The organism is Nocardioides aromaticivorans, assembly GCF_013408525.1.
GTDB lineage: Bacteria > Actinomycetota > Actinomycetes > Propionibacteriales > Nocardioidaceae > Nocardioides > Nocardioides aromaticivorans.
The window spans coordinates 764,910-786,013 of the sequence record NZ_JACBZM010000001.1; the positions used below are offsets into that span (position 1 = coordinate 764,910).

General features: G+C 73.8%; 19 protein-coding genes. 10 read left to right on the top strand and 9 right to left on the bottom strand.

Features of this window, described 5'->3' with window-relative positions; all coding sequences use genetic code 11:
- Positions 1-2: 2 nt before the first annotated feature.
- Both BJ993_RS03595 and BJ993_RS03600 read right to left on the bottom strand, forming a co-directional pair.
- Positions 3-1,244 carry a hypothetical protein gene (locus BJ993_RS03595; protein ID WP_179647763.1) on the bottom strand — a complete coding sequence of 414 codons (1,242 nt, stop codon included), beginning with the start codon at positions 1,242-1,244 and terminating at the stop codon, positions 3-5.
- On the bottom strand, positions 1,237-1,749 hold the full coding sequence (locus tag BJ993_RS03600; protein WP_308645464.1) for a sigma-70 family RNA polymerase sigma factor: 513 nt from the start codon (positions 1,747-1,749) through the stop codon (positions 1,237-1,239). The genes BJ993_RS03595 and BJ993_RS03600 overlap by 8 nt, the downstream gene beginning before the upstream one ends.
- Positions 1,750-1,839: 90 nt before the next feature.
- Here BJ993_RS03600 and BJ993_RS03605 point away from each other — a divergent pair, with 90 nt between their 5' ends.
- Both BJ993_RS03605 and BJ993_RS03610 read left to right on the top strand, forming a co-directional pair.
- A complete protein-coding gene (locus BJ993_RS03605; protein ID WP_179647765.1) occupies positions 1,840-2,439 on the top strand; it encodes a Maf family protein in 600 nt (199 codons plus the stop codon).
- Positions 2,415-3,737, top strand: coding sequence for a hypothetical protein (locus tag BJ993_RS03610; RefSeq protein ID WP_179647766.1), 1,323 nt, complete (start codon positions 2,415-2,417; stop codon positions 3,735-3,737). Before BJ993_RS03605 ends, BJ993_RS03610 begins: the two co-directional genes overlap by 25 nt.
- Here the strand turns inward: BJ993_RS03610 and BJ993_RS03615 are convergent, their stop codons facing one another.
- Genes BJ993_RS03615 through BJ993_RS03630 form a run of 4 tightly spaced genes read right to left on the bottom strand, consistent with a single transcriptional unit; the run spans position 3,738 to position 7,870 of the window.
- Positions 3,738-4,937 (bottom strand): acyl-CoA dehydrogenase family protein, encoded by a 1,200-nt coding sequence (locus tag BJ993_RS03615; RefSeq protein ID WP_036541239.1) that lies wholly within the window; start codon positions 4,935-4,937, stop codon positions 3,738-3,740.
- 49 nt (positions 4,938-4,986) lie between these two features.
- Positions 4,987-6,135: a dTDP-4-amino-4,6-dideoxygalactose transaminase gene (gene rffA / locus BJ993_RS03620; protein WP_179647767.1), complete on the bottom strand. Its 1,149-nt coding sequence runs from the start codon at positions 6,133-6,135 to the stop codon at positions 4,987-4,989.
- Entirely contained in the window at positions 6,132-6,917 is a 786-nt protein-coding gene (locus BJ993_RS03625) for a sulfotransferase domain-containing protein (protein WP_179647768.1), read from the bottom strand. Before BJ993_RS03625 ends, rffA begins: the two co-directional genes overlap by 4 nt.
- Positions 6,914-7,870, bottom strand: a complete 957-nt coding sequence (locus BJ993_RS03630) for a glycosyltransferase family 2 protein (RefSeq protein ID WP_179647769.1) — start codon at positions 7,868-7,870, stop codon at positions 6,914-6,916. Before BJ993_RS03630 ends, BJ993_RS03625 begins: the two co-directional genes overlap by 4 nt.
- Before the next feature lie 121 nt (positions 7,871-7,991).
- On the opposite strand from BJ993_RS03630, the gene BJ993_RS03635 reads away from it, so the two are divergent.
- Both BJ993_RS03635 and BJ993_RS03640 read left to right on the top strand, forming a co-directional pair.
- Positions 7,992-10,208 (top strand): hypothetical protein, encoded by a 2,217-nt coding sequence (locus BJ993_RS03635; protein WP_179647770.1) that lies wholly within the window; start codon positions 7,992-7,994, stop codon positions 10,206-10,208.
- A complete protein-coding gene (locus tag BJ993_RS03640) occupies positions 10,205-11,425 on the top strand; it encodes a lipopolysaccharide biosynthesis protein (protein WP_179647771.1) in 1,221 nt (406 codons plus the stop codon). The genes BJ993_RS03635 and BJ993_RS03640 overlap by 4 nt, the downstream gene beginning before the upstream one ends.
- On the opposite strand, the gene BJ993_RS26475 is transcribed toward BJ993_RS03640, so the two are convergent.
- Positions 11,394-13,391, bottom strand: a complete 1,998-nt coding sequence (locus BJ993_RS26475) for an acyltransferase family protein (RefSeq protein ID WP_179647772.1) — start codon at positions 13,389-13,391, stop codon at positions 11,394-11,396. The genes BJ993_RS03640 and BJ993_RS26475 overlap by 32 nt on opposite strands.
- 158 nt (positions 13,392-13,549) lie before the next feature.
- Here BJ993_RS26475 and BJ993_RS03650 point away from each other — a divergent pair, with 158 nt between their 5' ends.
- Positions 13,550-15,346 (top strand): acetyl/propionyl/methylcrotonyl-CoA carboxylase subunit alpha, encoded by a 1,797-nt coding sequence (locus BJ993_RS03650; protein WP_179647773.1) that lies wholly within the window; start codon positions 13,550-13,552, stop codon positions 15,344-15,346.
- Between the two features lie 25 nt (positions 15,347-15,371).
- Here the strand turns inward: BJ993_RS03650 and BJ993_RS03655 are convergent, their stop codons facing one another.
- Entirely contained in the window at positions 15,372-16,559 is a 1,188-nt protein-coding gene (locus BJ993_RS03655) for a GGDEF domain-containing protein (protein ID WP_051931579.1), read from the bottom strand.
- 169 nt (positions 16,560-16,728) lie between these two features.
- On the opposite strand from BJ993_RS03655, the gene BJ993_RS03660 reads away from it, so the two are divergent.
- Genes BJ993_RS03660 through BJ993_RS03670 form a run of 3 tightly spaced genes read left to right on the top strand, consistent with a single transcriptional unit; the run spans position 16,729 to position 19,111 of the window.
- Positions 16,729-17,211, top strand: a complete 483-nt coding sequence (locus BJ993_RS03660) for a PH domain-containing protein (RefSeq protein WP_242530306.1) — start codon at positions 16,729-16,731, stop codon at positions 17,209-17,211.
- Positions 17,208-18,683, top strand: coding sequence for a PH domain-containing protein (locus tag BJ993_RS03665; protein WP_179647774.1), 1,476 nt, complete (start codon positions 17,208-17,210; stop codon positions 18,681-18,683). Before BJ993_RS03660 ends, BJ993_RS03665 begins: the two co-directional genes overlap by 4 nt.
- Complete coding sequence (locus BJ993_RS03670; protein ID WP_179647775.1) at positions 18,680-19,111, top strand: type II toxin-antitoxin system PemK/MazF family toxin; 432 nt, start codon at positions 18,680-18,682, stop codon at positions 19,109-19,111. Before BJ993_RS03665 ends, BJ993_RS03670 begins: the two co-directional genes overlap by 4 nt.
- Positions 19,112-19,114: 3 nt before the next feature.
- On the opposite strand, the gene BJ993_RS03675 is transcribed toward BJ993_RS03670, so the two are convergent.
- The gene (locus BJ993_RS03675; protein ID WP_179647776.1) at positions 19,115-20,029 is read right to left on the bottom strand and encodes an AurF N-oxygenase family protein; all 915 of its coding nucleotides are present in this window, start codon (positions 20,027-20,029) and stop codon (positions 19,115-19,117) included.
- A gap of 63 nt (positions 20,030-20,092) precedes the next feature.
- On the opposite strand from BJ993_RS03675, the gene BJ993_RS03680 reads away from it, so the two are divergent.
- A complete protein-coding gene (locus tag BJ993_RS03680) occupies positions 20,093-20,791 on the top strand; it encodes a TetR/AcrR family transcriptional regulator (protein WP_179647777.1) in 699 nt (232 codons plus the stop codon).
- The gene (locus BJ993_RS03685) at positions 20,788-21,072 is read left to right on the top strand and encodes a DUF4873 domain-containing protein (RefSeq protein WP_179647778.1); all 285 of its coding nucleotides are present in this window, start codon (positions 20,788-20,790) and stop codon (positions 21,070-21,072) included. The genes BJ993_RS03680 and BJ993_RS03685 overlap by 4 nt, the downstream gene beginning before the upstream one ends.
- Positions 21,073-21,104 lie beyond the last annotated feature (32 nt).

Below are 21,104 nucleotides of genomic sequence, written 5' to 3' on the forward strand. Positions count from 1 at the left end.
GCTCACCGGGTCGCGAAGCGCTCCCAGTGGCTCCCACCGTCGGCGCTGCGCCACACCTCGCCGTCGGCACCGGGCACCCAGAGGACGGGACCGTCGAGGTACTCGACGAGGAGCGGAGCGGCATCCGAGTTCCCAGTGACACCCGGCTGGTCGCTGGCGACCGGCTCGAGGGTGTCACCGACGACGCGCCACACTCCGGCATCGAAGCCCTGCCCGATGTCGTCCCAACGGGTGGCCAGCACGCGGACCTCCCCGTCCTGGAGCCAGGCGGCCGTCGTGGTGACGTGGCTGTCGGGCACGTCGATCGGGGTGCGGGTCCAGTCGGCCGGCGTCGCGGACGGAGCCCGGTCGACCACGTCCAGCGGGAAGAGCGTGGCGCCGTCCCCGCCCTCGATCACGGCGTGGTCCTGGCCGACGGCCGTGAGGACGAGCCCCGGCAGGAAGGAGCCGGACAGGTGGTGACGCTGCCAGGTCGTGCCGCCGTCGTCGCTCCAGTGGTAGTCGATGCCGTCCGCCGCCGAGGCGAACCCGGCCAACCGCAGGCCGAACCAGGTGACCTGCTGGAGCCCGTCGGGCGCGGTGACCGGGTGTCCCGTGCCGTCGCTGCCGACCGCGACCAGCCGGTGCTCCGCCGTGTCGGGGTCGAGCGTGTCGACCGGGACCTCCCCCGCGGCGAGCGGCCCCTCAGCCCCGCTGATGCGGACCGCTTCCTCGCGCCCGTCCGTCGAGACGAGGGCGATGCTGGAGTCGCCCCACCCCCGGCGCACGACGAACCGCCCTTCCGGACCCGCGGTGACCTGCGACCCCGACGGCAGCTCGATGAGCCGCCGGGTGGCGAACCCGTCGTCGGTCACGGCGAGCACGTCGCGCACCTCGCCGTCCTGCCACAGCGTCGCCATCGCGTCGGTGTCGCCCGGCGCCACGGCCAGGGCCAACGGCGGTCCGTCCTGTCCATCGACGAACGCGGCGAGCGCGGCCTCGGACGTGCTGTCGCTGGTCGTGGTCGGCCCGGGACCGACCGGATCGGGCGGGCCGGAGGTGTCCTCGCCACCGACGACCTGCACCACCCCCATCACGCCCGCGACCGCGAGGGCGGCGGCGCCGACGGCCGCGACCTGGCGGCGGGTACGGCGGGCTCGACCACGGCGGGCGAGGACGGCGAAGTCCGGGACGGTGGCCGCCTCGGCGGCCTGGCGGGCGACGACGGCGGCGTCGTCGCCGAAGAGCTGGTCGACGTCAGTCACGGGAGCCTCCGTGGACGAGGGGGTCGGTGGTGAGCGCCGCGGCGAGCGCGATCCGGCCGCGGCTCAGGCGCGCCTTCACGGTCCCGACCGCGACACCGAGGGTCTCGGCGACCTCCGCGACCGGGAGGTCCGCCAGGTAGTGGAGCGCGAGCGACTCGCGCTGCGCGGCCGGCAGCGTCCGCAGGGCGGCGACCAGGGCGAGCCGGTCGTCCGACAGGTCGGCGTCACGTCGTACCTCCGGACCGGGACGCCGGCCCAGTCGCTCGGCGATCGCCGACCTGCGCCGGCGGGTGCGCGCGACGTTGACGGCGACGGTGCGCAGCCACGCCTCCGGCCGCTCCACCCGCTCGAAGGTACGACGGGAGGCGACCGCCCGCGCGAACGCCTCGGCCACCACCTCCTCCGCCTCGGTCAGGTCACCGCAGACGGCGTACAGCTGGCCGACCAACCGGCGGTAGCTCGCGTCGAAGCACCGCTGGATCGGGTCCTCTGGCTCCTCGGCCACCGCACCTCCTGGATCGCTGCGCATCGTGTCATCCGTACGACCCGCACGTGCGCCGAAAGGTTGCGCCGACCCGCTGGTTAGGGTGAGCGGGTGCCGCAGCTCGTCCTCGCCTCCGCGTCCCCCGCCCGGCTGGCGACCCTCCGCAGCGCCGGCTTCGAGCCGCGGGTGGTCGTCTCCGGCGTCGACGAGTCCCAGGTCTCGGGCGTCCCGCCGGCCGAGCTCGCGCTGCGCCTGGCCCAGCTGAAGTGCCGCGCCGTCGCGGGCGGCGAGGACATCGCGTCGGACGCGCTCGTGCTCGGCTGCGACTCCGTCCTCGAGCTCGACGGTGAGGCGCTGGGCAAGCCGGAGGACGCCGACGAGGCGGTCCGGAGGTGGCAGGCGATGCGCGGGCGCTCCGGTGTGCTGCACACCGGGCACTGCCTGCGCGACGTCGCTGGCAGCAGGGAGGCCGCGGCCACGGCGTCGACCACGGTGCACTTCGCCGACGTGACCGACGACGAGGTCGAGGCGTATGTCGCGACCGGCGAGCCGCTGCACGTCGCCGGCGCGTTCACCGTCGACGGCCTCGGCGGTGGCTTCGTGACCGGCATCGAGGGCGACCACCACAACGTCGTCGGCGTGAGCCTGCCGCTGCTCCGCGGCCTGGTCAGGGAGCTCGGGCACTCGTGGACCGGTCTCTGGGCGCGCTGACGACCCTCGCCACCGTCGTCCTCCTGGCGGCGGCACCCGCGGCAGCAGCTCCGGACGACGACCCCGGGCCCGCTCTCGCCGGCACCCCGGTCAGTGGCAGCACAGGCCCCGACGGCGCGCCCGAGCTGACGACCGGTCGCTATCTCGACCACCTGCCGCCGCGGGGCGGCCTCTCCTACGTCCTGCCCCGCACCGCCGAGGGCAGCACCTTCCACGTCGCCGCGATGTTCGTCGGCGCGGGCGACTCGGTGGGCGAGGGTGTCCGGATCGAGGTCGGTACGACGCCGGGCGACAAGGGCTGCGGCAGCGGCGGCGTCTTCCGGCCGACCCTCGGTGAGACCGATCCCGTGCTCTTCACCAATGTGTCCACGTGGACCGACGTCGACGACCACCGGTGCGCGACGGCCGACCGGCTCTGGTTGACCCTCGGCGCCGCGGACGACCCGGCGGACGCCGGCCGCGACGTCGAGCTGCTCGTCTACGAGGAGCCACCGCTGTCCGACTACAACCTCGACCTGCTGCCCGAGCCCGAGCCGCTCGCGTGGGCCCCGCTCACGCCGACCGCGCCCCGCGACGTCCCCGTCGGTACGACGCCGACCAACGCCCCGGTCGTGCGCGACGGCAGCTACGCGGTGGTCCTGCGCCCCGGCCGGACCGCGGTGCTCGCCGTCCCGCTCGACTGGGACCAGTCGCTGCAGGCCCAGCTCGACGCCCGGCTCCCCGCGGGCTCTCCCACGCCCGACGGCATCACCGTCGACGTGGTCAGCCCGCTGCTCGGCACCAGCGAGGTGTCGTTCACCGCCGGCCGGCCCGACGACTGGACGGTCCCGCTCGACGGCCGCGGACCGCTGCGGATCGGGGCGCAGTCGCAGGTGGTGGCCTACGGCAACCGCGACTCCTACGACGCGACCTTCACCACCGAGGCGCTCGCCGGCATCCACTACGTCGTGGTCCGCTGGACGGGCACCGACGAGGCCGGTCCCGGCGCCGCCGGCCTGCGGGTGCCCGCGACGCTCACCCTGCACACGACCGGCGCGGCGGGCGACGGCCTGCCCGCCTACACCCCGGCGACCGGTCTGGTCGGCCCGCAGGCGACCTCCCGGCTCGTCGACGGCACGCTGCGCGAGCCCGCCGCGGTCGAGCCGGTCGCGGAGCCGGCCGAGGATCCCGTCGTACCGCTGGGCGGGCGGGGGCTGGCGGCGGCCGCGATCGCCGGCGGGCTCGCCGTGCTGGGCCTGGTCGTGCTGCGGCACCGCCGCGCGCACCCGGGTCGGGCGCGCGGCCGGCACCGCACCTGACTACTCGACCGGCAGGCCGAGGCCCCGCGCGATGAGCATCCGCTGCACCTCGGAGGTGCCCTCGCCGATCTCGAGGATCTTGGCGTCGCGGTAGAACCGGGCGACGGGGTACTCCTCCATGAAGCCGTAGCCGCCGAAGACCTGGGTGGCGATCCGGGTCGCGGTCACGGCGGACTCCGTGGCGTAGAGCTTGGCCACCGACGCGGCGTGCTTGAACTCCTTGAGCGACGGCCCGCGGCCACCCTCCATGGCGTCCTTCATCGCGGCGGCCCGGTAGGTCAGCATCCGCGAGGCGTGCAGCATGACCTCGAGGTCGGCGATCTGGAAGGCGACACCCTGCTTGCGGCCGATCGGGCCACCCATCGTCTGGCGGTCGAGGGAGTACTCGACGCAGAGGTCGACGCAGGCCTGGATCAGGCCGACGGCGAGCGCCGCGATCGCGACCCGGCCGTCGTCGAGGATGGCGAGGAACTGGGCGTAGCCGCGGCCGCGGTCGCCGACCAGGTTGTGCTCGGGGACCCGGCAGTCGGTGAACGACAGCGGGTGGGTGTCGGAGATGTGCCAGCCGAGCTTGTCGTAGGGCGGCTCGGCGACGAAGCCGGGGGTGCCGGCCGGGACGATGATCGCGGAGATCTCGGGCTTGCCGGACTCGGAGACGCCGGTGCGGGCCGTGACCGTGACCAGGCTGGTGATGTCGGAGCCGGAGTTGGTGATGAACTGCTTGCCGCCGTTGATCACCCACTCGCCGTTGTCGAGCTCGGCGCGGGTCTTCGTGGCGCCGGCGTCGGAGCCGGCACCCGGCTCGGTGAGGCCGAAGCCGGCGAGCCGCTGGCCCGTGACCAGGTCGGGCAGCCAGGTCTTCTTCTGCTCGTCGCTGCCGTAGGTGAGGATCGGGTTGATGCCCAGGCCGACACCGGCCTCGAGCGTCACGCCCATCGACTGGTCGACCCGGCCGAGCTCCTCGATCGCCAGGCACAGCGAGGTGAACGGGCCGTCCGCCGCCTCGAGCCCGGCGCCGCCGTACTCCTCGGGGGCGGTGAGGCCGAACAGCCCCAGCTCCCCCATCTTCTGGACCACGTCGGTCGGGAAGTGGTGGGCCTTGTCCCACTCCGCCACGTGCGGGCGGATGGTGGCCTCGGCGAAGTCCCGGACGGTGCGCCGGAACTCCTCGTGCTCGCGCGACAGCTCGAACTGGCTCATGCCAGCATCCTACGACGTCAGGTTAACGTTTGCTAACCCCCGAAAGAGGTCAGTCGAGCAACGATGCCCGCAGCGCCCCCACGACCCGGTCGGCCTGCTCCGCCGTGAGGTTGTTGAAGAAGGGCAGCCGCAGCAGCCGGCCCGAGACGTCCTCGGACACGGGGCACTCGCCGGGCACGTCCGCGAAGCGCCGGCCCGCGTCCGAGCTGTGCAGCGGGACGTAGTGGAAGGTCGGCTTCACCCCGCGCGCCCCCATCCCGGCCAGCGCCCTGTCGCGCAGCGCCTGGTCGGGGAAGAGCAGGTAGAACATGTGGAACGCCTGGCGCGCACCCTCCGGCACGACCGGCAGCGTCAGCCCGAACTCGTCGGCGACCGGGGCCACCAGCTCGGCGTACCGGTTCCACACCGCCGCGCGCTTGCCGAGGATCTGGTCGTGCATCTCCAGCTGGCCGTAGAGCTGCGCGGCGAGGGTGTCGGAGAGACCGAAGGAGGACCCGGTGTCCTTCCAGGAGTACTTGTCGACCTGGCCGAGGAAGAAGGCCTGCCGGTTGGTCCCCTTGTCGAAGAGCACCCGCGCCCGGTCGACGTCCGCCGGGTCGTTGATGAGCAGCGCGCCGCCCTCGCCGCAGATGAAGTTCTTCGTCTCGTGGAAGCTCAGCGTGGCGAAGCGGCCGAAGCTGCCGAGCGGCTGGCCGTGCCAGGTCCCGAAGAGACCGTGCGCGTTGTCCTCGATCAGCGTCGCACCCGGCCACTGCGCCAGCACCTTGCGGATGCCGTCGAGGTCGCACGCGACCCCCGCGTAGTGCACGGGTACGACGGCCTTCACCCGCTCGTCCATGAGCGTGGCCAGGTGCTCGGGGTCCATGCCGAGGGTCCGCGGCTCGATGTCGCAATAGCGCAGCGTGGCACCCGCCCGGGCATAGGCCAGGGCGGTCGTGGTGAAGGTGAAGTCGGGGACCACGACGACGTCGCCGGGACCGATGTCGGTGAGCATGCCGGCCAGCTCGAGGGCGGCCGTGCAGGACGTGGTCAGCAGCACCTCGGTGGCCCCGCTCGCCTCGGCGAGCAGGGCACCGACCTTCTTCGAGAACGGCCCGGAGGCGGAGGTGTGCCCGCCGTCGAGCGCGGTCCGGACGTACTCCAGCTCGCGGCCCTCGATCGCCGGGACGTTGAAGCGGATGGTGTCCTGGGCGGTCATCGTGCCTCCGTGGTGGTGCCGGTGGTGGTTCGGGTCGCCCAGGGCAGGTCCCGGTGGAGCAGCCGGGACAGGGCGAGGTCGCTGTCGACGAAGTGGTCGCGCAGGGCGGTGACCAGGTCGGCGGGGAGGTCCGGCTCGTCGCCGGAGGACGCGTTCACCGGTCCGTCGGGGGGCGGCGGAGCGCTGGCGGGGTCGACGCCGACCGCGTCGTACACGGCCGCCAGGGCGGCAGCGCCGAGGTCGGCGTCGGTCACCTCCTCGAGGAAGCAGACGTGGGAGCTGTCGGGGAACGCCTCGAGCCAGGGGGCGAGGTGGTCGACGTACCGGCCGCGCTCGAGGTAGGCGTACGGCGAGACGGAGGTGAGCGTCGGGTCCCAGGGGCGGGAGCCCTCAAGGTTGTCGCTGAGGGCCTGCTCCAGCGTGCGCTCCTCCAGGCCGAAGCCGTGCGTGAAGCGGTAGTTGGAGACGGCGCGGGCGACCGGGTCGCGCAGCTGGGCGACGACCACCGGTGTGCCGAGCAGCGCCTGGGCCCGGCCGATCGCGGACGGGTGCTCGATGTAGCTGGTGGACTTCTCGCCGAGGACCGCCTCACCGGCGGCGTGGGCGAAGAAGGTGCGCCGGTAGCCGTCGAGGCCGGCCCCGAGGATGGCGTCGTCGAGGAACACCTTCGGCTCCGGCCGCGCCGGGCGGGCCATGGTGATGTCGGGGTGCGCGTCGAGCAGGCCCGCGAGGTAGGTCGTGCCGCAGCGCTGGCCGCCGATGACGAGGAGGTGGCGGGTCATCCGGCGCTGACCCGCTTCACGACGTGGTAGCTCTCGTGGGCGCTGACGGCGTTGAGCGTGCGCACGACGTACTCCCCCAGCATCGAGAGCATCCCGATGATGAACCCGTTGAACACGGCGAGGAGGACCACCAGGGTCGTCCACCCCTGGACGTCGCTGCCGAAGAACAGGCCGCGCAGCAGGTAGACGATGCCGATGAGGAAGGCCAGCCCGGCCACCGCGAAGCCCGCCATGGCGGCGACGCGCAGCGGGAAGGACGAGTAGGAGAACAGGATCGTGAAGACCAGCTTGAGGATCCGGGCCAGCGAGTAGTTGCTCTTGCCGACCGCGCGCGGCTCGTGCCGCACCGTCACGTTGGAGCGGTTGCTGGAGTAGAGCAGCGCCTGCCCGGTGATGTAGGGGTACGCCGTCCGGGAGGCGTTGATCCGGTCGACGACGTCGCGGCGCAGGATCCGGAAGTTCGAGACCGCCAGGTCGGTGGGCTGGCCGAAGATCCTGCGGTTCATCATCGAGATCAGCTGGCTGCCGATGCGCCGGTAGCCGGCCGCCTGCTTGCGCTCGAACTCCCCGAAGACCACGTCGCGACCGGTCATCGCCTCGTCGATGAGGACCAGCGCCTGGTCGGGCGGGTTCTGCAGGTCGTCGTCGAGGGTGATGACGTAGTCGCCGGTGGCCTCGCGGAAGCCGGCGAGGTTGGCGTTGTGCTGCCCGTAGTTGCGCAGCATGTCGAGGGCGACCACCCGCGGGTTGGCACGCGCCTTCTCGGAGATGACCTCCCAGCTGCGGTCGCGGCTGCCGTCGTTGACGAGGATGACCTCGTAGTCGAGGCCCGCCCCCTCGAAGGTCTCGACGATCCGGTCGACCGTCGTCCCGACGATCGCCTCGCTGTTGAACACGGGCACGACGAGCGAGTAGCGGAACCGCCCACGGTCGAGCAGGGCCGGAGTGGTCATCGGCGGCAGCGCCATCCCTTCCAGGGGTCGAGGTCCGCACGAGGATAACCGCGTGAGCGGTCCTGCCTCGAACCGTGATCGGCCATGGCGTGCACCGGAGCCGGTGGCATACTGCCCGGCGATGACCACACCACGGACCGGACTCGCCCGCGAGGTCGCAGTGCTGGCGCCGCCCGTGCTGGCCCTGCTCGCCCTCCTCCAGATCGCCACCGGCCCCGACACCGGCCACCTGGCCCTGGCGCGGGCCGGCCTCGTCGTGGCCGTGGGACACCTGCTCCCCGGCGCGGTCGTGTGGCGGCTGGTGCGCCCCGAGCGCGGCTGGCTGGTCGAGGACGTCGTCATGGGTCTCGGGATCGGCCTCGCCCTGGCGGTCCCCGGGCACGTGCTGGCGGTCGTCGTCGGCGTCCCGGCGCTGGGGATCGCACTCCCCCTGCTGGTCGGGGCGAGCGTGCTGGCCGTCCCGGCATCCCGCGCCCGCGTCCTCTCCCGACGCTGCGAGCCGCTCCCCTGGCTGTGGGGCGCCGCGACGTCCGCGAGCGCGCTGCTGCCGGCGCTCGGAGCCTGGGACGCCTGGGCGCAGCGCCTCGACGTCCGCGGCTGGACGGTCCAGTACGTCGACCTGCCCTACCACTCCGCACTGGCCCACGCGGTCTCCGAGCGGTTCCCGCCGCACTACCCGCAGGTCGCGGCCGAGCGGCTCACCTACCACTGGTTCGCGCACGCGTGGACGGCCCAGGTCTCCGCCGTCTCGGACACCGGGGTCGACCAGCTGCTGTGGCGCTTCAACCCGGCGCTCCTCGCGGTCGTCGTCCCCCTGGCGACGGCGGTGGTGGCCGTGCGGATCACCGGGCGCGCCTGGGCCGGGCCCGCAGCCGCGGCGGTCGCCTTCCTGCTCCTCGACGTCCGCCCCTGGGGCGTGTCCGGGCTCAGCAACCCGCTCGCGTCGCCGATGTCGCCGACCCAGCAGTTCGGGCTGCTCGTGCTGCTCACCCTGCTCGCGGTCCTCGTGCTCCGCTGGCGCGGGGAGGTCGGCGCCCGGGCCAGCCTGCCGGTCCTGCTCCTGCTCCTCGTCGTGACCGGCGGCTCCAAGGGCAGCATGCTCCCCGTGCTCGTCGCCGGAGCGGTCGCGGCGGCCGGTGTGCTGCTCCTGGTGCGCCGGCGTGACGCGCTCCGGGTCGTCGGCGCCGACGCTCTCCTGGCCGGGGTGACGCTCCTGGTGCTCAACCGGCTGATGTTCGGCGGCGGCGACGGCGGCGTCAGCCTGGACCTCGGCGCGGACTACGTCGCCGCGCGCAGCCAGGGCCTGCTCGGCCGGGAGGTGGAGCTCGCCAGCGCCCTGGGCGTCCTCGTGCTCGTCCTCGCGACGCTGCCCCTCGTGCTCGCCCTCCTGGGCGGGCTCGCCCTCGCCGTCGACCGGGGCACCCGCACCGACCCGGTCACCTGGCTGCTGCTCGGCGGCGGCGTCGCCGGCGTGGGCGCCGTGGTGGCGCTGACGCACCCGGGCGGCTCCCAGGGCTACTTCTACAAGGCGGCCGAGCCGCTGCTGGCGCTCGCCGGGGTGTGGGGCACGGTCGTGCTCTGGGAGCGGGCGGGGGCCCGCCCCCGCCTGGTCCTGGCCGGGGTCGTGACCGGCCCGGTCGCGCTGCAGGCGACGCTGCTCGCCTTCGACCACGGGCGTGCGCCCGGTGCCGGCGGGGCCCTGCTGTCGGTCGCGGTCCTGCTCGCCCTCGTCGCCGCCGGCGCGTACGCCGCCAGCCGCGCCAGCGGGGCCGGCCGGGCCGGGTTCGTCGCGACGGCCGCGCTCGCGCTGCTGGCCGCCGGCGTGGTGCCCACCGCGCACGCGGTCGTCGAGTGGGAGCGCCCGACCGCGATCGCCTCCGACCGACCGATCCCCACGGGCATCAACGGCACCGACATCCGGGTCCTGCGCTGGCTGCACGACCACTCGGAGCGCGGTGACCTCGTCGCCACCAACAAGCACTGCCTCGGCCGGGTCGCGGACCCGTGCGACCGGCGGCGCTTCTTCATCGGCGCCTACAGCGGGCGCGGTGTCGTGATCGAGGGCTGGACCTACAACCGCCGCGTGGCCCCGCTCTACCCCGACTACGGGACCGCGCAGTTCCGCGACGACCAGTTCTGGGACCAGGACCTGCTCGCCCTCAACGACGGCTTCCTCACCGCACCCGGCGCCGAGGGTGCCGCGGCCCTGTGGGACCTGGGCGTGCGCTGGCTCGTCGTGTGGCGCGACGCCCCGCACGCGGCCGACCTGGCGCCGTACGCCGAGAAGGTGCGCTCGGGCCGGACCCTCGACGTCTACCGCCTGACGCCGGCCGGATGAGCGCCCGGCGCGACACGTCCGCCCTCGCGGTCGCCTCCCTCGTCTCCGGCGCCCTGGCCTATGTCGTCTTCGCCACCACCACCCGCGCCCTCGGCACCGAGCAGGCCGCCCCGGTCGCGGTGCTGTGGACCTGGTGGGGCCTGTCGGCGGCGGCGATCACCTTCCCGGTCCAGCACTGGATGGCCCGGTCGGTGGCGGCCCACGGGGGCTTCGCGGCGGTGCGGGCGGCGCTGCCCTCCGTCGCCGGCCTGAGCCTCGCGGTCGCCGGCCTGGCGGGGGTCGTGGCGTGGTTGCTGCGCGACCCGCTCTTCCACCGCGACGACGCCGGCTTCCCGGCGCTGGTCGCGGCGCTGACCTTCGGCTCCTTCGCGATGGGCGCGGTCCGCGGTGCGCTGACCGCCCACGAGCGGTTCCGGGACCTCGCCGTGACCATCGTCGCCGAGAACGGCCTGCGCACCGTCGGCGTCATCGCCCTGTGGGCGGCCGGCGTCGACTCCCCACTCGCCTACGGACTCGTCCTGGTCGCGGGGCACGCCTGCGGTCTCGCGTGGACCTCCGCGCTCGCGCTCCCGGCCACCGGCGAGCCGGGATCGGACCCACGACGTTCGGCGCTCTCGCTGCTGGCCGGCGCCTCGGCGGGCCAACTGCTGGCCCAGTTCGTGCTGACGGGCGGGCCGCTGGTGCTCGCCGTGCAGGGTGGCGCGGCCACGGACGTGACCGCGCTGTTCGTGGCTTTGGCGGTGTACCGCGCGCCGTTCATCGTCGCCCTCGGCGTGGTGCCGCAGCTGACCGGTCGCGTCACCCGCTCCGTCGTCGAGGGTCGACACGACGAGGTACGCCGCCTGCGCCGGACGCTCCTCGCCGGCACCGCTGTGCTCGGCGCGGGAGCCGTCGCCGTCGGGCTCTGGGTCGCTCCCCCGATCGTCCGGCTCGTCTTCGGCGCGGACGCCGACCTCCCCGGCCGGCCGAGCGCGCTGCTGGCGGTCGGCAGCGTGCTCGCCGTCGCGAACCTGGTCGCGACCGTGCTTGCGATCGCCCACGGGCACGCCCGGATCGCCGCGGTCGGCTGGCTGGCCGGCATGGCTGGCGCCGCCGTGGTCCTCCTGACGGACCTGGCCGCGCTCGACCGCATCGGCACCGCCTTCCTCGTCGCCGAGGCGATCGCCTTCGCGGTGCTGCTGGGCGTCAGGAGCCCTCGAACGCCCCGGTCCGGCTGAGCAGGCGCCACACCGGGCGCTGGCGCGCCTTCACGTACGCCGCCGTGTAGTGGTGGTCGTCGCGCCAGACGACCTGGCCGTCGACCACCGGCAGGCACCACGGTGCGCCCTCGCAGAAGGCCGGGTTGAGGTTGAGCAGCTCGACGTTGGGGTGCTCGGCCGCCACGGCGGAGACGTAGCCGTCCACCGGGGTGCCGCCGTCGGGGACCGGCACGGAGCACTGGCCGAGGGTCGAGGCCGAGGCCAGGCAGTCGGTCGGGTCGAAGGTCTCGGGCATCACCAGCCGGGAGACGACCAGCACGTGGGGCACCAGCGCGCTCACCTTCTCCAGGGTGGCGCTCGTGGTCTCCCAGGTGAGCCTGTCCAGCGGCTCGCGGGGGCCGTCACGGCGGGACACCACGTCGCCCCACTCCTCGACGTCGTCACGCGGGCGGGCGAGGAGGATGACGACGTCCGGGTCGAGCTGGGGCAGCACGTCGTCGTACCAGCCCTCTCGTGCCCTGCGGCAGTCCTCGGAGCCCTCGGCGCCCATCTTCGAGTTCGTGAGCTCCTCCTGCCAGGTGCAGCCGGGGAGCACGTTGAACGACATGTCCCAGTCGCGGTCGCGGGCGAGGCGGCGGAACATCGGGACCATCATCTGGGCCTGGCTGTCGCCGACGAGCAGCACCCGGGTGCCGGCGCCGCGGTGATCGCGGCAGGCGTCGACGTCGTCGACCGTGCACGACTGGACCGCTCCGTGGTCGTCGACGACCTTCTTCCAGTCGATGTCGGCGGGCACCGACGCCCGGCCACCGGGCGCGCCCGACGCCGGCCCGGCCGCGGCCGCGACCTCCGGCCGGCGGTCCTGCTCGAGCAGGCCCGGCGCGACGACGACGGCGACCAGGGTGCTCACGGCGAGACCGGCGACGACGCTGGACCACCGGAGCCGGTCGAGCACGGCCGCCTTGCGGACCGGCATCTCGAGGACCTCGTACGACAGCGCCGCGAGGCCGGTGCTGACACCGGTGGCGAGGACGGCGATGACCAGCGGACCGGAGTCGAGGACGGTCGTCAGCGCGACGATGACGGGCCAGTGCCACAGGTAGGTGCCGTAGGAGATCTTGCCGAGGAAGACCGGGATCCTCGTGCCGAGCACCCGGTTCAGGGCGGCGCCCTCGGTCTGCGCCAGCGCCCCGAGGAGCACGACGGCCGCGGCGCAGGCGCCGAGCCCGCGCCACGACGCCGACACGTCGAGCAGGCCGCTGCCGAGGACGAGCAGCGCCAGGAGTGAGAGCCACCCGGCGGCGACGGCCACGCGGCGCGGGGTCGGCTGCGGTCGCCGCTGCAGCGCCAGGGCCAGGAGCACACCGGCCAGCAGCTGGTAGAGGCGGGCGTCGGTCCCGTAGTACGCCCGGTCCACGTCGACCCCGGCCCAGTACACCTGCGCGGCCACGGAGCAGACCAGCAGCGCGCCCACGATCCAACGGAGCAGCGCGACCCGCTTGAGGACCACGAGGAGCAGCACGAGCAGCGGGAAGAAGACGTAGAACTGCTCCTCGATCGACAGCGACCAGAAGTGCAGGAAGGGGCTCTTCTCGCTGTCCGCGGCGAAGTAGTCGCCGGCGGCGTCGGCGAAGTGCCAGTTCGAGTAGTAGAGCAGGGCGGAGCGCGCGTCACCGACCAGCGAGATCCGGGCAGGCACGGACCAGAGCACCGTGAAGACACCGGCCACGGCGACCACGACGACGACCGCTGCGGGCAGCAACCGCCGGGCGCGACGGGCGTAGAAGCGACCCAGCGCGAAGGAGTCCGTGCGCTCGACCTCGGCCAGGATCACGCTCGACACCAGGAAGCCGGAGAGCACGAAGAACAGGTCGACACCGACGAACCCGCCGGTCGCGAGCGCCAGGCCGGAGTGGAAGAGCACCACCAGGTAGACCGCGACGGTGCGGAGCCCGTCGAACTCGGGCCGGTAGGTGCGGATCACGCGGGCAGGCTAAGCGCTCCCCGGCACCGGACCCAAGCCGCAGCGGACGGCGTCGGCGTCCATGTGCCGAAGGGGCGCGTCGACCCCCGGCAGGTAGCCCCTAGACTGCCCGGGCAGTCGCACAACCGTTGTTACGCCACCGAAGCAGGAGAGTCCGCGTGCCTGAGACCAAGCCGTTGCAGAAGGTCCTCGTCGCCAACCGTGGCGAGATCGCCGTCCGGGTCATCCGTGCCGCGAAGGACGCCGGCATCGGCAGCGTCGCGGTGTACGCCGAGCCCGACGCCAACGCCCTGTTCGTCCGGCTCGCCGACGAGGCCTACTCCCTCGACGGAACCACCCCGGCCGACTCCTACCTCGTGATCGACAAGATCATCGACGTCGCGAAGAAGTCGGGCGCCGACTCCGTGCACCCCGGCTACGGCTTCCTCGCCGAGAACGCCCAGTTCGCCCAGGCCGTCATCGACGCCGGGCTGACCTGGATCGGCCCCTCCCCCGAGGCCATCGACGGCCTCGGCGACAAGGCCAAGGCCAAGCAGATCGCCCTCGCCGCCGGCGCCCCCCTCGCCCCGGGCCTCAAGGACCCGGTCGAGTCCGCCGACGAGATCGTCGCGTTCGCCAAGGAGCACGGCCTCCCGGTCGCCATCAAGGCGGTCTTCGGCGGCGGCGGCCGCGGCCTCAAGGTCGCCCGCACCCTCGAGGAGATCCCCGAGCTCTACGAGTCCGCCACCCGCGAAGCCATCGCCGCCTTCGGCCGCGGCGAGTGCCTGGTCGAGAAGTTCCTCGACAAGCCCCGCCACGTCGAGACCCAGTGCCTGGCCGACAAGTACGGCAACGTCGTGGTCGTCTCCACCCGCGACTGCTCCCTGCAGCGCCGCCACCAGAAGCTGGTCGAGGAGGCCCCCGCGCCGTTCCTGACCGACGAGCAGAACAAGCGCCTCTACGAGTCCTCCAAGGCCATCCTCAAGGAGGCCGGCTACGTCGGCGCCGGCACGTGCGAGTTCCTCGTCGCCGCCGACGGCACGATCTCCTTCCTCGAGGTCAACACCCGCCTCCAGGTCGAGCACTGTGTCTCCGAGGAGGTCACCGGCATCGACCTGGTCCGCGAGATGTTCCGCATCGCGGCCGGCGAGGAGCTCGGCTACGACGACCCCGAGGTCCGCGGCCACTCCATCGAGTACCGCATCAACGCCGAGGACGGCGGCAACAACTTCATGCCCGCCCCCGGCACCCTCACCAAGTGGAACCCGCCGCAGGGCCCGGGCATCCGCGTCGACGGCGGCTACGAGAACGGCGAGACCATCCCGGGCGCGTTCGACTCGCTGATCGCCAAGCTGATCGTCACCGGCCGCGACCGCACCCAGGCCATCGAGCGCTCGCGGCGCGCGATCGCCGAGTTCGAGGTCGACGGCATGCCCACCGCGCTCACCTTCGACGAGGTCATCGTCAACGACCCCGCCTGGGTCGCCTCCTCGAACCCGACCGGCGAGGGCTCCTTCGACGTCTACACCACGTGGATCGAGACCGAGTTCGACAACCAGATCGAGCCCTACAAGGGCACCGCCGGCGAGACCGACGAGCCCGAGGAGAAGCAGAAGGTCGTCGTCGAGGTCGGCGGCAAGCGGATCGAGGTCGTCCTCCCGGCCGGCCTGGGCGGCATCGCCTCCGGTCCCGCTGCCGGTGCGAAGAAGCCCAAGCGTGCCGCCGGCAAGAAGGCCGCCGCGGCCGCGTCGGGTGACGCCGTCACCTCCCCGATGCAGGGCACCATCGTCAAGGTCGCCGTCACCGAGGGCCAGGAGGTCGCCGAGGGCGACGTCGTCGTGGTCCTCGAGGCCATGAAGATGGAGCAGCCCCTCAAGGCCCACAAGGCCGGCACCATCACCGGCCTCACCGCCGAGGTCGGCGCCACCATCGGCAACGGCGAGGTCGTCGCCGAGATCAAGGACGCCAGCGCCTGAGCCCGCTGCGCGGGGCGGACGCAGGTCACGCCGTACGACGCACGGACGGCCCGGCCTCCCCGGCCGGGTCCGTCCAGCGCACGGCGTGCGCCCGCCCGGCGGCCTTGGCGCGGTAGAGCGCCTCGTCCGCACGGGCCATGGCCTGTCCGATGTCGTCGTCCGGCTGGACCGCGGCGAGGCCGAAGCTCGCCGTCGACGGCTCCGCTCCGCCGGACGCGCGGTAGTGCTGCGCGACGTCGGCCGCGACCTGCTCGGCGCGGTCGTCGAGGGTCAGCAGCACGAACTCGTCGCCGCCCAGGCGACCGACGAGGCCGCGGGCCCCGACGACCTCCTCGCAGGCGTCGGCGAAACGGGTCAGCGCGCTGTCGCCGGCGGCGTGCCCGAACCCGTCGTTGAGCTCCTTGAACCGGTCGAGGTCGGCGACGAGGACCGCGGGCGCCTGGCCGAGGCCGCCCGTGGCGATCTCGCGTCGCGCCAGGCGCAGGAACTCGTCGCGGTTGAGCAGGCCGGTCAGGCCGTCGCGGGTCGCACGGCGGCGCAGGTCGGAGGTCTGCTGCTCGTGGCTGAGCGCGGACATGCCGAAGGTGACGACGACCAGCAGGATCATCGTGAGCAGCGTGGTCGCCTGCGACCCGAAGCCGGCGAGGAAGACGGGGTGCCGCGGCCCGACGGCGACGAAGACGCCGGTCCGGGCGAGGTAGAAGGCGCCGATCGCGGTCGACGCGACCGCCATCGACAGCACCGCGAAGTGCACCTGCGCCCGGGACTCCGCCACCAGGTCCCGCTCGCCGAGGAGGCACCACAGCTCGACGGCGGAGCGGCTGATCAGCAGCGCCATCCCGGCGAGGTAGAACGCACCACCGGCCCACACGTCGTGCGCGGGGTCGTCGAGCAGCGACGCGGGCAGCACCACGGCCGGCCCGACGGCGAGCTGCCAGCGCGGCAGGGCCCGGCCCCGCAGCGAGCGCGCTCCCGCCCACACGCAGCCCGCGCCGAGAACGCCGGTGGCATTGCCGAGCGGGTTGGCGACGGCCTGGACCGGCGTGCCGTTGAGCACGAACAGCGACGCGCTGACGATGAACAGCCCGAGGGACACGCACCACCAGCCGCTGTAGGCCGACCGGGTGGACCGGTAGGTCGCGCCCCAGAAGAGCACCAGGACGCACGCCGCGACCAACCCGAAGGCGACGCGGAGGGTCAGGGTGTCCAGCACGTCCTCAGGCTAGGCACGCCCGTGTACGACGGCAGGCCGTTGCGTGAGGAGCCCGCCGATCATGACCGGACGAGGTGGCGCAATGGTCACTTCGAGCCGGGCCGTCGGCGCCGGTGCGGGACCTAGGTCCCTGCTCACGGCGCTCGGATCCGGCTCGTAGGGTGGCCGCGTGAGCCAGCTGCGCGACCCCGCCCACCGGGTCAGTCCCCGCGCCCGCACGATGTGGCAGCTCGAGGCGGGGATCGAGGCGCTCGTCGCCGTCGTGGTCGGCGTCGTCGCCGCGCTCGTGTGGGTCCCGGGCGGCCTGCGCTGGGGGCTGGCGCTGGCGGTGGTCGTCGGGTGCGTGGGGCTCGCGGTCGTCGTACCGCTGTGGCGCTACCGGGTGCACCGCTGGGAGGTGTCCGCGACGGCGGTCTACACCCAGCGCGGCTGGTGGGCGCGCGAGCGCCGGATCGCGCCGATGTCGCGGGTGCAGACGGTCGACTTCGCGCAGGGTCCCCTCGCGCGGCTCTTCGGCCTGGCGACCGTGACGGTGACGACCGCGTCGGCGGCGGGGCCGCTGCAGATCGAGGGCCTCGACCGCGACGTGGCACTCCGGCTGGTCGACGAGCTGACCCGCAAGGCCGACCTCGTCGAGGGCGACGCGACGTGAGCCTCCCCGTCGCGGACGAGGCGCCGTGGCAGCGGCTGGACCCGCGCATGCTGCTGGTCCACCCGATCACCGAGCTCGTCAAGTTCCTTCCGGTCCTGGTCGGCCTGCTCGTCGCCGGTGGCGCGTCGGGCACCGGCCCGTGGGCCCTCCTCGGCGTCGGCTTCCCGGTCGGCCTCGGCGTGGTCCGCTACCTCACGACGACCTACCGCGTCACCGGCTCGCGCGTCGAGCTGCGCCGCGGCCTGCTGCAGCGGCACAACCTGTCGACGCCGGTCGACCGGGTCCGTACGGTCGACCTGACCGCCTCCCCGATCCACCGGGTGCTCGGCCTCGCCGCGATCGTGATCGGCACCGGCAGCGTGGCCAGCGACGACGACGAGCGGCTGCTGCTCGACGCCCTCCCCCGCGAGCAGGCGAGCGCGCTGCGCGCCCAGCTGCTGGCGTCCCCGGCGACGGGCGCGGGTGCGGGCTCGCCGGACGCGGCCGGCCTGCCGGGCGTCGTACCGGAGGCGGTGGTGGCGCGCTTCTCGCCGCGCTGGCTCTGGTACGCCCCGTTCAGCGGCGCCGTGCTGGTCGCCACCGGTGCGGTCGTCGGTACGACGGCCCCGCTCCTGCAGTCCGTCGACATCCGGATCAGCGAGGACGACCTCGACGTCTTCTCCCCCGGCGTCGTCGGCGCCCTCGCGGTCGCCGTGCTGCTGCTGGTCGCGACACTCGCGGTGGTCGGGTACCTCGTCGTCAACGGCGGCTTCCTGCTCGCCCGGCAGGGCGCGACCTGGCACGTGCGCCGCGGGTTGCTCACCCAGCGCGAGACCAGCATCGACGTCGCCCGGCTGGCCGGCGCCACGATCGGCGAGCCGGCCGCGCTCCGGCTGGCCCGCGGACGGCGCGTCAACGCGATCGTGACGGGGCTGCGCGGCAGCCAGCAGTCCTCGACCGTGCTGCTCCCCCCGGCGCCGTACCCGACCGCGGTCACCACGACGAGCGCCGTCCTCGGCGACCAGGCACCCGTGACCGGCGCGCTGCGCGGCCACGGCCGGGCCGCGACCACCCGTCGCTTCACCCGCGCCCTGCTGGGCGCGGCACCCTTCGCGGCGTTGCCGGTCCTGGCGGTGCTGGCCGGGGCATCCGCGGGACTGCTCGTCCTCCCGCTGGTCGCGGTCGCCGCCGCGCTCGCCCTCGCCGCCGACCGCGCCCGCGCCCTGGGCCACGCGCACCTGGCCGGCCACGTGGTCACCCGGTCCGGGTCGGTCCTGCGCCGACGTGACGCGCTGGCCGACGCCCACGTCATCGGCTGGAACCTCCGCGCCACCTGGTTCCAGCGCCGCGCCGGCCTGGTCACCGTCGCCGCGACCACCGCCGGCGGCACCGGCCAGGTCGCCGTGTACGACGTCCCGGCGCCCGATGCGATCGCCCTCGCCCTGGCCGCAACCCCCGGGCTGCTCGACGAGTTCCTGGAGGACGCCGGATGAGCGACACGACCGACCCGACCAGCGACCCGACCAGCGTCCCCGACGGGACCTACGCCCCCGTCCCCGACGGCCGCCCCGACCCGGGCGAGGTGGTCTGGGCGTGGGTGCCCTACGAGGACGACCCGCAGCAGGGCAAGGACCGCCCGGTGCTCGTCATCGGCACCGCAGCCGGGTCCGCCGGGGAGCAGCTGCTCAACTGCCTGGTGATGACCAGCAAGGACCACGACCGCGACGCCGCGCAGGAGGCGGCCGCCGGCCGCTTCTGGATGGACGTCGGCTCCGGGGCGTGGGACCCGCGCGGGCGCCCCAGCGAGGTCAGGCTCAACCGGCTGCTCGTGATCGCCGCCGACACGGTCCGGCGCGAGGGCGCTGCCCTTCCCGCCGACGTCTACGCGGCGGTCGTCGAGGCCCGACTGCCGTTCGCCTGAGCCTCAGCGCATCAGGAACGAGGCCCGCCACACCTTGCGGTCCCGCTCGCCGACCATGCCGTTCTCCTGCAGCACCGGCATGACCTTCTCACCCATCCAGGCGATCGTCTCGCGGTAGGCCTCGTTGCCGAGCGCCTGGCGGCGGGCCTCCTGGGGGTCGAGCCCGACGGCGGCGTACACGTCGGGGTGGACCAATGAGCGCATGGTGACATAGGCGACCTGGGCGGTCAGGGCCTGGTGCCAGCGCAGCTTCGCGCGGCTCAGCCCCTTGACGGCGGAGGCGAGCTCGTCGCGCGCGAAGGTGACGTGACGGGCCTCCTCGGTCACGTGGATCCGAGCGATCATCCGGGCCAGGGGCTGGATCCGCTCGTCGCGCATCAGGTCGCGCTGCCAGCGGTCGACCGGTTCCTCGCCGATCAGGATGCCGGCGTACGCACTCGCGCCGCGCAGCGCGACCGGGCCCAGCCGCGCGAGGCGGTACGGCGTCCGGCGCGGGCCGTAGGCGCGCACGCCCATCGCCTCGATGGCCCGCCCGAACATCACGGTGTGGCGGGTCTCGTCGCCGACCTCGGTGAGCATGAACTGGGTGCGCGCGGAGCGTGGGTCCTCACGGTAGGCGTCGCGCAGCAGGATCTGCATCAGCACGACCTCGAACCAGATCCCGACGCTGACCATGCTCGCGACCTCGTGCAGCGACAGCTCGATGCGCTGCTCCTCGCTGAGCCGGTCCCACAGCGGCGTACCGTAGAGCGACATCCGCTCCGGCTGCATCCACCACAGGCCCGGCACCGGCGGCGCGCTCCAGTCGATGTCGACGTCGGGGTCGTAGGACTGGCGGGCCGTCGAGCGCAGCAGCCGCTCGGACAGGGCCTCGGCGTTCGGGGAGGCGACCTCGGCAGCGGGGTCGAGCAGGGTCATCGCGGGAGATCCTTCGAAAACTAGATGTGACCATCGGTAACGTCTAACTGTACTGTTGTGCCCATGGCCTCCAACGTCAAGAGCGACGGGCGCACGACCCGCTGGGAGAAGCACCGGGCTGCCCGGCGCGAGGAGTTCGTCCAGGCGGCGGTCCGCGCGATCGACACCCTCGGCCCCGACGCATCGGTGGCCGACATCGCCGCCGAGGCGGGCGTCAGCAAGCCGGTGCTCTACCGCTACTTCGCCGACAAGTCCGAGCTGCACGCCGCGGTCGGCGCCTGGGGCACCGACCTGGTCCTCGAGCGGGTCATCGCCGCCGTCCTCCTGCCCGCGAGCTCCCGCGAACGGGTGACCGCGGGCGTCGAGGCCTACCTCGGCACCATCGCCGAGCACCCGCAGGCCTTCCTCCTGCTCACCCGCCAGCACGCCGGCGGCGACCCGCTGGCCGCCGGCAAGGACCTGATCGCCTCCAAGCTCTCCCGGATGCTCGGCGACGCCCTGCGCCTGCTGGGCGGCGACGCGGGCGCCGCCGAGCCGTGGTCGCACGCGATCGTCGGGCTCGGCAGCTCGGTCGGCCAGTGGTGGCTCGAGCGCCGCACCATGTCGCGCGCCGCGGCCGCCGCCTACCTCGGCGAGTTCATCTGGCACGCGCTGTCCGGAGCCGCGGCCGAGCACGGCGTCGACCTCGCCGCCCTCGACCCCCAGCTCGGCGCGGACAACGTCCGACCGCTGCGCAAGGAGCCGAAGGAGTCCGGGCGATGAGCGTCGCGCACGAGCCCCAGGAGCTGTACGACGGCCCGGCGGTCGTCCACGTCCACGGCACCGACCACGGCGTCGTCGTCACCCTGCGCGGCAGCTTCCAACCCCTCGACGGCCTGTTCCACTGGTACGGCCGCGTCGCCGCCGGCACCCCCGTCGACGACGTGCGCAGCGGCAGCACGGTGACCCTGCGTACGGAAGCCGGCGAGGCGACCGCCCGGCTGTCCGACAAGGACACGTGGGGGCGGTTCCGGATCACGGGGACGGGGACGCCTCCGTTCTGAGGCAGGGCCGTCCGCCAGCGGTAGCGTCACGT